This window comes from uncultured Methanobrevibacter sp. (genome assembly GCF_937881195.1).
In the GTDB taxonomy this organism is placed as follows: domain Archaea; phylum Methanobacteriota; class Methanobacteria; order Methanobacteriales; family Methanobacteriaceae; genus Methanobinarius.
Genome location: NZ_CALGFC010000025.1, coordinates 65,927 through 79,035, shown reverse-complemented (window position 1 = coordinate 79,035; position 13,109 = coordinate 65,927). Strand labels below are relative to the sequence as shown.

10 protein-coding genes and 2 pseudogenes are annotated in these 13,109 nt (G+C 23.9%); 2 read left to right on the top strand and 10 right to left on the bottom strand.

Annotation, left to right across the window (positions count from 1 at the left end; translation table 11 throughout):
* Positions 1-95: 95 nt before the first annotated feature.
* The 6 genes and pseudogenes from Q0087_RS03900 to nikR form a co-directional block, all read right to left on the bottom strand.
* Positions 96-1,202, bottom strand: coding sequence for a glycosyltransferase family 4 protein (locus Q0087_RS03900; protein ID WP_297898368.1), 1,107 nt, complete (start codon positions 1,200-1,202; stop codon positions 96-98).
* Between the two features lie 433 nt (positions 1,203-1,635).
* Entirely contained in the window at positions 1,636-2,826 is a 1,191-nt protein-coding gene (locus Q0087_RS03895; RefSeq protein ID WP_297898367.1) for an ATP-grasp domain-containing protein, read from the bottom strand.
* 96 nt (positions 2,827-2,922) lie between these two features.
* Positions 2,923-3,435 carry a hydrogenase maturation peptidase HycI gene (gene hycI, locus Q0087_RS03890; RefSeq protein WP_297898366.1) on the bottom strand — a complete coding sequence of 171 codons (513 nt, stop codon included), beginning with the start codon at positions 3,433-3,435 and terminating at the stop codon, positions 2,923-2,925.
* 698 nt (positions 3,436-4,133) lie between these two features.
* Positions 4,134-4,229: pseudogene (locus Q0087_RS03885) on the bottom strand (SAM-dependent methyltransferase); the annotation flags it as partial.
* Between the two features lie 315 nt (positions 4,230-4,544).
* Positions 4,545-5,135: pseudogene (locus tag Q0087_RS03880) on the bottom strand (methyltransferase domain-containing protein); the annotation flags it as partial.
* A 382-nt stretch (positions 5,136-5,517) separates the two neighbouring features.
* The gene (gene nikR, locus Q0087_RS03875) at positions 5,518-5,937 is read right to left on the bottom strand and encodes a nickel-responsive transcriptional regulator NikR (protein WP_297898365.1); all 420 of its coding nucleotides are present in this window, start codon (positions 5,935-5,937) and stop codon (positions 5,518-5,520) included.
* A gap of 990 nt (positions 5,938-6,927) precedes the next feature.
* On the opposite strand from nikR, the gene Q0087_RS03870 reads away from it, so the two are divergent.
* Positions 6,928-7,332, top strand: coding sequence for an HPP family protein (locus Q0087_RS03870; protein WP_297898364.1), 405 nt, complete (start codon positions 6,928-6,930; stop codon positions 7,330-7,332).
* A gap of 46 nt (positions 7,333-7,378) precedes the next feature.
* Entirely contained in the window at positions 7,379-7,843 is a 465-nt protein-coding gene (locus Q0087_RS03865; RefSeq protein ID WP_297898363.1) for a hypothetical protein, read from the top strand.
* A gap of 208 nt (positions 7,844-8,051) precedes the next feature.
* On the opposite strand, the gene Q0087_RS03860 is transcribed toward Q0087_RS03865, so the two are convergent.
* The 4 genes from Q0087_RS03860 to hemB form a co-directional block, all read right to left on the bottom strand.
* Positions 8,052-9,617: a phenylalanine--tRNA ligase subunit alpha gene (locus tag Q0087_RS03860; protein ID WP_297898362.1), complete on the bottom strand. Its 1,566-nt coding sequence runs from the start codon at positions 9,615-9,617 to the stop codon at positions 8,052-8,054.
* A 325-nt stretch (positions 9,618-9,942) separates the two neighbouring features.
* Positions 9,943-10,944, bottom strand: coding sequence for an alpha/beta fold hydrolase (locus Q0087_RS03855; RefSeq protein WP_297898361.1), 1,002 nt, complete (start codon positions 10,942-10,944; stop codon positions 9,943-9,945).
* Between the two features lie 23 nt (positions 10,945-10,967).
* Positions 10,968-11,876 (bottom strand): triphosphoribosyl-dephospho-CoA synthase, encoded by a 909-nt coding sequence (locus tag Q0087_RS03850; protein WP_297898439.1) that lies wholly within the window; start codon positions 11,874-11,876, stop codon positions 10,968-10,970.
* Between the two features lie 60 nt (positions 11,877-11,936).
* Positions 11,937-12,926 (bottom strand): porphobilinogen synthase, encoded by a 990-nt coding sequence (hemB, locus tag Q0087_RS03845; protein WP_297898360.1) that lies wholly within the window; start codon positions 12,924-12,926, stop codon positions 11,937-11,939.
* Positions 12,927-13,109: the final 183 nt, after the last annotated feature.

The window sequence follows — 13,109 nt, the reverse complement described above, 5'->3', positions numbered from 1 at the left end:
AGTTTTAATATATAAATTAAAAACAAATTAATGATAATGTAAAAAAATATTATTTTTATAATATGTAAAACAAAATTGTAGAACAAAATTTAATATTATAAGTAAATATAGTAATCAACTAATAATCCAATTATACAAATAACTGCTGTTAAAAACCAATAACTAAATACTATTTTTTTTTCAGACATGCCCCTATAGTTAAGTGTGTGGTGTAAAGGTTCTACAGGTAGTCTTATAATTTTTGCCCTATGACACAAACTAATAATAACTGAAACAATTGGAATAGCTAAAGATAATACCCCAAAATAAGGAATATTTGTTATTAAAACCGCGGTTGCAAACCCTGCACCTAAAGCAAAAGAACCAGTATCCCCCATAAAAATAGATGCAGGATAACGATTAAATACTAAAAAGCCAAGACTTATTGCAGCTAACAATGTAAAAGCAAGTATAGCTCCAAAATTTCCATTTAAAAATCCAAATATGGCACAACCAATAGAAGCAATAGCTATTATACCACTAGCTAGGCCATCCATCCCATCTATTAAATTAATAGCATTAATAGCCCCGATGATGGCAATAAGAATAATAGGAATAGCAATTAATCCAATTGTAGTTCCGCCAATTACCACAAAAGGACCTAAAGAAAATCCTCCAAGAGTAATTACAGTTCCAGTTATAACAAGAAATATGCCTATGACTAATTGACCAATAATCTTCTCAATTTCACCCATTTCATTTTTTATTGGGATTTCAGCCACAAGTTCTAGCTTTTTTTCATTTAATAAATCATCGACAACAGCTTTTGCTTTAGGAGTCGCAGCCCTAGCTTCTTCACCAGAATTTAATGTTAATTGACCAATTGTTATTGGAGATTTAGTAATATTTTTTATTATTTTTTGATATTCTTTTACTTTAAACCCAATTAAATCATCTAAAAGGCCTGCTAATCCAGCAGTAAGCATTATAATAGAAGTTATTAAGATGTATTGATTTTTAAAATAAATTGATGCAACAAACAAAACAGAAAATAAAAAGGCTATGCCTCCCATAGTAGGAGTACCAGTTTTATGCCTATGTTCTGAAACAATAGGATTATCTGAAATATCTGCTCCAATTAAAATCTTCCGTATATAATATGTAAACGCTACAGAAGAAGCAAAACTTATTATAAAAAGTATCAACACATCAAAATAGTTCATCTTACCACACTAATTAAAAATTATAAAATAAAAAATTCATTAAAAATACACTATTACTCACACTATTACTCTAATAAAAATATAATATTAATATAAATGTATTATATATTTACTTATAAAACTAAAATATTAATTTAATATACAAATACATTATTAATTTACTTATAAAACTACAATATTAATTTAATATACATACATTATTAATTTACTTATAAAAATATATTATTTAAATATAAATATTAATATAATTTAATATAAAAACTTGATAATAAATAGTTTAATCAAAGATATATTTAAACTTAGCTATAGCTTTAAGTTATTTATTGGATAAATGATTATAATACAGACTTTCAAGATTATATTCAATAGTTTAAGATTGTATCATATATTTAAAATAATAAAAGACATAATTGTTTATATTGAATTGATATAACTATAATATATTTAAATTATAATCATGAAAATTTTCCCCAAGAAGTTCTTTAGCTAAATTCATGGTTTTTTCTTTTGATTCCCCACTTATAGTTAGACGTTCATAATTAGAAGGCCCATGAACAACCCACGAATTTTCAGTGAATTTTTTAGGATATTCATCAGATTTTTTACCATTAAAACTACCAATAGGGATTTCTAAAGCAAAATAATTTTTTATTTGTTTATTAATAAAACTAAAATCTCCAGAAACCATGTCCACTAATTTATTAAGTGGATTAATTCCTGTTGAAGCAGCAGTTAAGTATCTTGTACCACTTGGCCGAGTATTTATTTCCAAAGCATATAATTTTTTATCATTTTTAGAAAATATAAAATCAATGTCAATAGTACCTTCAGCTTTAAGTTTTTCTGCAATTTTATATGCAATTTTCTTTACATAATTATTATCCAAATCAACAATATTTGCTGGTGCACATCTAGTTTTATTTAAAGGGTGTGTACCATCAAGAGATGTTTCTCCTTTATAAACTGGAACCAATGGTATATATTCATTTTTAAAACATAAAACTTCAATTGATATTTCACTACCTTCAATAAACTCTTCACAAAGAACTTCATCAAAGTTAGAGAAATATTCATTCACATCCTCCATATTTTTAGCAACACATATGTCTCTTCCACCTTGGCCACTTCTTTGTTTTAATACTAAAGGCAAATTTAATTTATTATTCTCTAGATTACAATTATTTTCAACAAAATTTTGAGAAGTTTTAAGTTCATTAATAGATTGATCAAAATCAAATGAATTTAATACTTTAAATCTAGAAGTGTCAATATCATTGTCAATGAAAAATTCTTTTGTTTTTATTTTATCAGAACTAATGGAAACAGTGTATGTATTAGATGCTATAAAAGGAATTTTTAATTTAGATTCTACATATTCTTTAGCAATAGCTACATCCATCAAAGGATCATCAATTCCAATAAGAGAAATTATACCATCAACATTTTCTTTTTTAGCTATTTCAATAGGTTCTTCCATCCCTCGCGGAACAATGAAATATTTATCAGCGAGATTTAAATTGGAAGCTTTTGGATTGGACTCTGTCAAAACACTTTCAATATTTTTTTCTTTCAAATAAAAATCGACATCATCAAACAATCTTGCTCCAATAAATAAAATCTTCATAATACCCCATAATTAATTAAATCATAATTTTAAATAATAAATATATTCAATGAAACTCCCAATAATCATGAAAAAAGGTTGCCATGTTTTTTAGCTTTAATTCAACAATATTGAGGAAAGAGAATCAATTACACTATCTGCACTTTTCAGAATATCAGAAGATATATCGTCGCCTAAATTCATTTTAAATGGTTCTATCCCAATTAAAAGAAATTTAAAATTAAGTTCTTTCTCAAGATATTTGATTAAATAAGATAAAGACATTGAATGAGTTGAAGCATTTACTTCAGATAATTCTTCTTTTCCAATAGCTTTTACAGTTCCAGGAATAGTTTTCATAAAAGCTGCATCAATTACTAATAAGTGACTAGGATTTTCTTTTTTTATTACTCCTGTGAAATTTTCAGGTGCAGAACCACCATCAATAAATATTAAACTATTACTATTATTATTCTTCAATTTTTTAGAAGAATTATAATCCCCAATAATATTTTCAAGCTCATTTATAATATATGGACCTAAAGCATCGTCTCCACGTAGTTCATTCCCAATACCAAAAATAATAAGCTTATCATAATTAGTTAAAAAAGATTCTAATTCTTTTTTCATGAAATTAATATCTCCTAAAATGGTATATTCCTAAAATAGTATATACTATAATAATATCTACTAAAATAATTTCTAATATCGATTAACTCATATAAATTATACTAATATAAATTATACTCCTATAAATTATACTCATATAATATTACAAAATAAAAAATATAATAAAAAATATACTACAATAAAAATATGTTTTTAGCATATTAATAATTTACCCAACAAAAATCAAGAATATTTAAATCAAGAATATTTTTAACTTTGGACAAGTTCATAATATATATAAGCATTAAATTCTATATCCCCATAAATATTAATAATCTTTTAGACATATAACTATTAATAATCATCAATAAAATAAATAACTATTAATAATAGCCTATAAAATACATAAAAATTGATAGATTATAGCTAAATTTAGCTATGATATTTCATAAGAAAAACTTTTGATTAAATAGAATTATTTAGAACTAAAAATAGATATATTAAACTATATTTGCATCAATAGTTTTAAATCCTCCACCCATGACATATTTTAATCTTACTGAAACTTTTAATTCTTTTGAAAACATATTTTTACTCGGAATACGCTTTTTTGAAATATCAGCGATATATTCTTTTTTAATATCTCTTTGAGAAATGCTATTTTCATACTTAGTATAAGTATATTCATATTTATCGTTTTGAATTATGTCATAAAAATTGGATAGAGGAATTAGAAGAGGAGGATTTAACATAGGAGTTGGGCCACAAATTAGATTATCATATATTATAGTAAATGTAGTTATTTTAAGCCCATTAAATTTAATAGATTTAAACCTTTTTTTAGACTTATAATCCCCACCATTAATCTTTTTATTGTAAGATATACTTATTTTTTCATCATTATCTGACTCTTGGATTTCTTTACAATTAAATTCATTATTAATTAAATTTAAATTAAAATCAATGATAGTTTCAAATTCAGGACAAATCTCTTTTGAAAAATCAATACATGAAAATGAAATTGGGTCTCCTAAAATTTTATATTCTGGTTTTTTACCATGAAAATCTTCATCTTCATAATGTATATAATTTTTTTCTAGAAAGATAGGTTCTACAAAATTTATAATTCCTTTTGGAATAATTTCACCATTATCTTTCAAATATTTTCTAACATGGTTTAAAACAGGAACTTCTTCTTCATCAATTAGAGCAGTATCCAACATTTCACATATTATTAAATCTGCAGAATCTTTAAACTCAAATAATGATGCATCACCACAGATGAAATTAACATTATTAATATTATTCTCATTAAAAGTTTTTTTAGCATATTCAATTGATTTATAATCAATATCAATAGCTAAAACAGATTTGAAATATTTTGAAGCAAAATAAGAAAGAACACCCGATCCACAACCAATATCAAACACCCTACCTTGCTTTTCAAGACCATCAAAATCAATTGAATGATTATTATTAGTATTATCTATATCTTTATCTATATCTATATCTTTATCTATATCTTTATCTTTATCTTTATCTTTATCTTTATTATCAGTAAAATTATTAATATAATTATTTTTATCACTAATATTAATAATTTTAAAAGTATCTGAATTAAAATTAGATTTATAGTAATCTAAAATTCCTTCATAAAATACTGCAAGCCTATCATTATCTTTAATAAGATTTGAATGATATGGAGTAGTATAAAATTTCATTATAATTAATGTATAATTCCTCATTAATATAATTATAAAAATAGTCAAAATCATACTAAAATTATAACTAAAAATAAAAAAGTATTGAAATATTAATAAAAAATCCAAGAATATTTAAAAATCTGTTAAAAATTATTAAAAATGAAATATTAAATTATTAAAAGTAGAATATTAAATTATTAAAAATGAAATATTAAATTATCAAAATAAAATATTAAATATTAAATATTAAGATAATAACTCTTTAAAAGGTGAATTTAGATTATTTAAAAAAATAAATTTATAAATATATATTAAAAGAAAAAAAATTAAAAAACTTATTTAATTAATATTATAATTAAAAAAGTTATATATTCAAAAATAAAAAGTGGTAAATCAAATATCAATCTGGGTCGAAAGATTCACCATTAGCAGTACTAGTTAATTTTACGTGGTCGACTCCTTTAAGTCTCATCATTTTTTCTGTTAACTCTCTAATACTATTTACATCACCATTAACAACAATAACTTCCATACAATATTTAGAAGTCATGTGTATATGCATACTAGTATTAATTTCATCTCTATAATCATGTTGTATTTCAGCTAAGTTTTCCATAACACCAGTATAATAATGATCATAGATAACAGTAATAACACCAATCCTATTTCCTTCCATTTCATTCATCCATTGGTATCTTACTATATAATCTTTCAAAGCATCTCGAATACCTTTTGAACGAGATTGGTAACCTCTGTCTTTTAAGACTTCATCAAAATCGGCGAGTAATTTTTTTGGTAAAGACATACTTATTCTCATCATGTTTAAAACCTTCCTCAAATTTCATCATTTATATTTATAAAATATATAGCATATAATGTCCATATTATAAACCTAATTATAAAACCATATATCTTTTATAGGCACCCCAAATAAAATTGTAAATAAGTAAATATAAATTATAATAGTTAATATTCATCGTATTTATAATAAAAGAATTTATATTTCATCATAAAAGAATAAATAAAAAAATAAATTAATAATAAGAATTTCTAATATGATAATAATTAAATACTCTCAAATATTGTAACTAATACTATTAAAATAGATATTGTAAAATAAATTATATTAAAATATCACAAATTGGACATTAGATACAATATCTATGGAAAAATAGCACATAATACTTTTCCAGATAAATCTAACTTGGATTATTAATAAAATTTAGCGCAATATTTTATTTAATATTTTACTTATAAAATAGTTAAAATCAAATCAATTTTATACTTATTTTTTTAATAGAAAATCTAAAGAAATTTATCATTTCTGTATTATTTTTATTAGTACCCTGTATTATAGTAGTACTTTATAATATATAAATATTATCAAAATGATTAACTTTTATAGTTATATTTTTAATATAATATAAATTTTTCCAAAAATAAAAAATAGAGCAATATAATACAAATAATAATTAAAACAATAATATCTGCATAAAATTATAATAAGCATTATTAGAAAAATATTTTTTAGATTAAGACAAAAATTCACTATTAAATCAAAATAACAAAACAATAAAAACATAATGACTATAGGTATAAATTTTATTAATATTCAATATTATTTAATGAAATGGTATTAATCCCAAATAATATTAAAACTATTAAATCAATTAACTATTAGTAAATGTTAATTGATTTAAAATATCTAAAATAGTGAAATCTAAATAGTTTTTTATAATATAAGAAGATAGTAAATAAAAAATTAAATATAAGATAAATAATATATTAAAAATAAAAAAAAGGTGGAAATATGAAAATTAAAGATGTAATGAATCAGGAAGTAATATCTATAAAAGAAGAAACAAGCCCAATTGAAGCCTTTGAAAAAATGTATAAAAATGGTGTGCGGAGGCTTTTTGTTATAGATGAAGAGGGAATTCCAAAAGGAGTTGTATCATATAGTGATTTAATTGGAGTTTTAAATGAACTAAGTGATTTAACAAAAGAGAACAATCAAAAAACAATTAAAAATATTATGACAACAAACATAGTTACAATAAATGCTCAAGAAGATATAAAAAATGCTGCAAATTTGATGCTTAGAGCAGATGTTTCTGGTCTTCTCGTAGTTAAATCTAAAAAACCTGTTGGAGTGATTACAAAAACAGATATATGCAGATTATTAGCTGCTAATTTAATTATTCCAAAAGAATAATTGAATAAAAATAAAATAAAAAAACTAAATTCCAAGGAAATAAATCATGATAACCATTACAAAAAAAGAAGAAATAGTTTTTAATCAAATAAAAATATTCCATCTAGAATATGAGGACGGAATACCTGAAAATATAATAAAAATGGAACTTGGAATGTACGAACATGAATTAAGAGAAATTTTAGAAGAATTAAATAGTAAAAATCTTATAGATTATAAAGAAAAAAAGATAAAATTATCTAATTTTGATATAGTTATAAATGCAGTAGATTCTAGAAAAGATGTGATTAAAGCAGATTTAGATGCTAAAGAAAAAAAATCTCTTGAAATCATAGAAAGTTTAGCAGATAAAGATAGAATAGTACCAAAATATATTTTAGAAGGTAATTTACTTTATGAAGAGTTAAAACTAACTAATTTTAGAATGTATCATATAATATTATCCCTTGAAAATAAGGGAATAATAAAACCTATATCTAAAACTGATGGAGAATACTATTTATTACTTTAATTAACTCTTTATTTATTAAATTCACATTTTATTACTATTTATTACTTCAATAACCTTATTTATATATTAAATATATTTATTAACACTATTTATTACTTCAATTAACTATATCATCTATTAAATACATCATTTATTAAATATATTTTTAATACTAATAATTTTAAAATATATGTTAAAAATCAAAGAAAATAATAAATAAAATAATAAATTACTCTAATTTTATCCCATTTTCAATTGGAAGTTCTCTAAGCCACTTAATATCACTTTTATAAAGCATTCTAATATCACTTATATCATACCTAATCATGGCTAATCTCTCAATTCCAAGTCCAAATGCAAGAACAGGGACATTAATACCCAAAGGTTCTAAAACTTCAGGCCTAAACATTCCAGACCCTCCAAGTTCTATCCAACTTTCTTTTTCTTCAAGATAAACTTCACACTCAGTAGATAAATAAGTATATGGGAAATAAGCCGGCCTAAATCTAACTTCAAACCCTAATTTTTTGTAGAATTCTTTTAAAGTCCCTAATAAATTTTGATAGCTAATACCTTCAGCAGCAACAATACCTTCTACTTGATGAAATTCGGGTAAATGTTTATAAGTTATTGTCTCTCTTCTAAAGACCCTACCTACAGAAAACATTTTTAAAGGAGGTTTATTTTCTTCTAAAAATCTTGTTGAAATTCCAGTTGTATGAGTCCTTAAAACTGATTGTTCTGCAATTTTTTCACTCCAATCATAATTCCAACCATCAGACCCCGTATTTCCCCCAGTTTCATGAGTTTTAGCTACAGATTTAACTAAATAATCCTCAGGAAGATCACATTTAATAGGATTTTTTACATAGAAAGTATCCTGCATTTCACGAGCTGCATGATCTTGAGGTTGAAAAAGAGAATCAAAGTTCCAAAAAGCAGACTCTAAAATACAGCCATTAGACTCTGAAAATCCAAGATTCAAAAATATCTCACGAATTTCCTCAATAATTCGTCTAAGAGGATGACCTTTTCCAGGGAAAATCTCTGGATACTCAGCATTAATATCATAAGGACGATATTTTAAATTTCTCCATTCTCCACTTTTAATTTGTTCTTTTGTCAGTTGAGTAGCTTCTTCCTGAATATTTATTCCATTAGACAATATTTGCAATCCTTTATCAAGAATTTTAAAACTATGGGTTGTTTTTTTCTCAATTTCAATAAGATTTTTTCTTTCATTTAATTGTTTCAATCCTGAAGAAAAATCTTCATCAAGACTTGATACTAATAATGGAGAATTTTTATTTGAATTTTCATTATTTAATAGAGTCTCTAAAAGTTTTTCATCATACCCCAATTTATCCTTAAATTCTTCTCCAAAATCAGTTATTTTTATAATTCCTTTATCAATCTTTGCCCAATTTTTACGTACTAACCATCCAATAACAATTTTAATTTCATAATTCTCAATTCCAGTAGATTTAGCTAAATCTTTCATAGCTATTTCTTTTTCATCTACTAAAACATTTAATACTCTTCTTTCAGGCAACCCAATTTCAGCATATTTTTTACCCTCATCAGTTAAAATAATTGATTCTGTTACAGATTTTTCTACTTCTATAATATCTTTAGAAGCAAGAGATCCTGCTGCACTCATAACTGATTTAATATCCATAGAATTAGCATTAGCTATATCTTCAGGACTATAATTCTCATTTTCTTCAAGAGATTTTAATAGCTTTTTTTCATATATATGTAATTCATTAATGATTTTAGAAATGCTTTCACTCATTTAAACACCAAAAGTTGATTAAGATAATATTCATAATTATTAAATAGTATATATTAATATTAAATAGTATATATTAAGAAAAATTCATTATAAATCAATAATAGTTAATTAGTAAAATATCATTAAAAGTTATGTTCCTATTAGTATAAATATTATTAGTATTAATAATATTAAAATTAATAATAAAATTTTTAAAATAAATTATAGAATTTTTAAAATAAGTAAAACAGTTTTAAATTTTATAGATATAATGTATAAAAAATAATTTTATAAAAATAATTTTATAGAAAATAGTAAATAATATACTAAAAACAAAATTAAAAAACTAAAATTCAGACAAAAAAGCTTCTAATTCTTTTTTTATTTTTATTATTTCATTAACACCTAAATGTCCAAATATGGAATCATATAGAATTAATTTTGAGTTTTTTATCATTTTTGACATAGGTATTGCATCAAGAACAGGCGGAAATAGTTGATCCTGATTAATAGCTACAATCAATGTTTTAGCTACTATCTTATCTAATTCATTTTCAATATTATAATTATAAACTGAACAATTCCTTAATATAATATCATTAGCATCATAGCCATCAAAATTATCTTTAAGACTATCTAACTCCTTATTTATTGTATCAATATCGCTATGCCTATAGTATTCAGTAGAAAATCCAAAAGGATAAAATAATTCATTAGCTATACCAACTGACTTTAAAGGTTCTTTATAATCCCCATCATTATACAAATAATCATTTTCAACTATCTGATTTATTAAACGAAAAAGAATGTAATTATTACCTGATATTTTATAGCTACTAACTAAAGATATAATAAAATCCATATAGTAAGGGTATAAAACCCCCCATTGAAGAGCTTCAGAACCCCCCATTGAATTACCAATAAGTCCTTTTACATGTTTTATATTAAATTCAGATTTTAAAAATTCTTTTTGGAAATTAACCATATCAACTGTATTATACTCTGGAAAATTTTTTCCTAATCCTGAATTAGAAGGACAACTTGAATTTGGAGATCCTAATGTAGTAATAGCTATTATAAAATATTTATTAGTATCTAAAACTTTATTCTCACCAATAATTTCATGAATATATTTTATTGATTGACAATTCTCACCTAAACCATGAAAATATATAACTGCATTAATAATTTCATTTTTATCATTAGTAATCTTATTTCCAATAGTTAAATATTCTATAGAAAGATTATTTAAAACCTTTCCAGAAGAGAATTTAAAGTTATTTAAAGTTGAATACTTAATTTTTAAACTTTTTTCAAACTTTTCTAATTCAGAAATAAATTCAACCATACAAAACCTTCTAATATTATTAATTAATAAAAATCAGCTAAAAAAGTCACCATTATTGATGAAGCAGTTAAATCAGCGGTTGTTCCAGGATTTAAATTATTTTCAAAAAGATAATCATCAAATTCTTTTAATTTAATATTAAAAGTTTTAAGATTATCATTAATATGACTTGTATTTAAAACCTCAAGAGCTAAATTAGATACTTCCTTTGCTTTTTCATCCCCATATTTTCTTGAAATTAAAGTATCTGGAACTTGAGACAAGATTGTTAAAAATGTACTTATAGTTGCTAAATTAGTTGATGAATCTTTTTTTATTCTTGAAAATGTTGGATATCCTATATCAAAAGTCACTGGCATTTTATTAGTTAATTCTTTAGCTAAACTATCCCAAGAGGATGATATATTTAAAACATCAAAAATATTAAGATCATTCTCAATCAATTCTTTTGTGGCCTCTTCATTTGTAACACTATACTCTTCTTGTTCACCCATTCCACCAGCATCAGCTATTCCAATAGCCTCATATAAAGCAATTGTATCTAGAATAGTGGAATTAACAATTAAATTATGAATATTATCCCTTAAATCATTAATATTAGAACTAAAAGATGCTGAAATAGCTATTGGAGTAAGTAACATAATAATTCCCAAGTTAGTATTATTAGCTACCCATTTATCAGTTTCTTTAACAGATTTAAGAATATATTTTCCAATATTTGCTTCTTTAAATGATTTAGAATTAGTAATTTCACTTCCAAAAGAGGCAGCTTCTCTTATAGTATCTCCAATTACAATACCACTAACAATAAAATCTTCAAAAACCATATCTTGAAAATCACGAGTTCTATGAACATTGCCTGGTTTTGGATATCCACTAACTTCAAGTGCAGATGATATTTGAGCTATTTTAGCTATTAATTCTGGACTAATACCACCAATATTATCATTCATATTATTAAAACCCCTTTCTAAAAAATAAAAAGTAAAGAGCTATAATTTATCTAAAACATCAGGAACAAAATGAGTTAATATCAAATCAGCCCCCGCCCTTTTTATAGAAATTAAACTTTCAATAATAGCATCTTCAGTTAAATAACCTGCTTCAATCCCTGCTTTAATCATTGAATACTCACCACTAACATTATAAGCAGCTAATGGAAGATCAAACTCTTTTTTTAAAGATTTGATTATATCCAAATATGCTAAAGCAGGTTTTACCATTAAAACATCCGCTCCCTCAACAATATCGAGTTCTGATTCACGAATAGCTTCTCTTGAGTTGGCAGGATCCATCTGATAAGATTTTCTATCACCACAGCTTGGGGCAGAACATACTGCCTCTCTAAAAGGAGCATAAAATGAAGAAGCATATTTCGCAGAATAAGACATGATTAAAGTATTTTCATGACCATTTTTATCAAGAATATCTCTTATAGCCATTACACGACCATCCATCATGTCAGAAGGAGCTACAATATCTGCACCAGCTTCAGCATGAGATAAAGCTACTTCTGCTAAATAATCTAATGTTTCATCGTTTAAAATTTCAATAGTATCATCAATTCCTTCATTTAAAATACCACAATGCCCATGAGAAGTATATTGACATAAACATACATCACTAATAACAACTAAATTTGTTTCTTCTTTAAATTTTCTAATAGATTTTTGAACAATTCCCTCATCAGAAAAAGCAGGTGACCCAATTTCATCTTTTGTTTCTTCTAAAGGCATCCCAAATATTATTATTGATTTCAATCCTTTTTTTTCCAATGATTTTCCAAATTCAACTGCATCATCAATAGAATATCTATATTCCCCGGGCATTGTAGAGATAGGTTCTTTTTCACCATTTTCAATACCTTCTTTAATAAAAATGGGATATATAAGATCTTCTTTATTTATCTTTGTTTCTCTGAAAATATCTCGGATTTCAGGAGACTTTCTAAGTCTTCGCATTCTTGTAATTGGAAAATTCATCATTTCACCTTTAGATAAAAATAATCATGAAATTAGACTATTTAATAGATATAATTATAAATTAATAAATATTACTTAAAAAATTAAACTTTTAATAAATATTATTTCACAAACATATTATTTCACAAATATACATATATTAATAATAAAATAAAACTTTTAATAAAAATTATTTCATAAATA

Bases quoted from the DNA above. Each gene is read 5' to 3' on its own strand.
- hycI (WP_297898366.1), bottom strand. From the start codon at position 3,435: ATGAAAAAAGAATTAGAATCTTTTTTAACTAATTATGATAAGCTTATT.
- Q0087_RS03870 (WP_297898364.1), top strand. From the start codon at position 6,928: ATGAAAATTAAAGATGTAATGAATCAGGAAGTAATATCTATAAAAGAA.
- Q0087_RS03855 (WP_297898361.1), bottom strand. From the start codon at position 10,944: ATGGTTGAATTTATTTCTGAATTAGAAAAGTTTGAAAAAAGTTTAAAA.
- Q0087_RS03900 (WP_297898368.1), bottom strand. From the start codon at position 1,202: ATGAACTATTTTGATGTGTTGATACTTTTTATAATAAGTTTTGCTTCT.
- Q0087_RS03895 (WP_297898367.1), bottom strand. From the start codon at position 2,826: ATGAAGATTTTATTTATTGGAGCAAGATTGTTTGATGATGTCGATTTT.
- Q0087_RS03865 (WP_297898363.1), top strand. From the start codon at position 7,379: ATGATAACCATTACAAAAAAAGAAGAAATAGTTTTTAATCAAATAAAA.
- Q0087_RS03860 (WP_297898362.1), bottom strand. From the start codon at position 9,617: ATGAGTGAAAGCATTTCTAAAATCATTAATGAATTACATATATATGAA.
- nikR (WP_297898365.1), bottom strand. From the start codon at position 5,937: ATGATGAGAATAAGTATGTCTTTACCAAAAAAATTACTCGCCGATTTT.
- hemB (WP_297898360.1), bottom strand. From the start codon at position 12,926: ATGAATTTTCCAATTACAAGAATGCGAAGACTTAGAAAGTCTCCTGAA.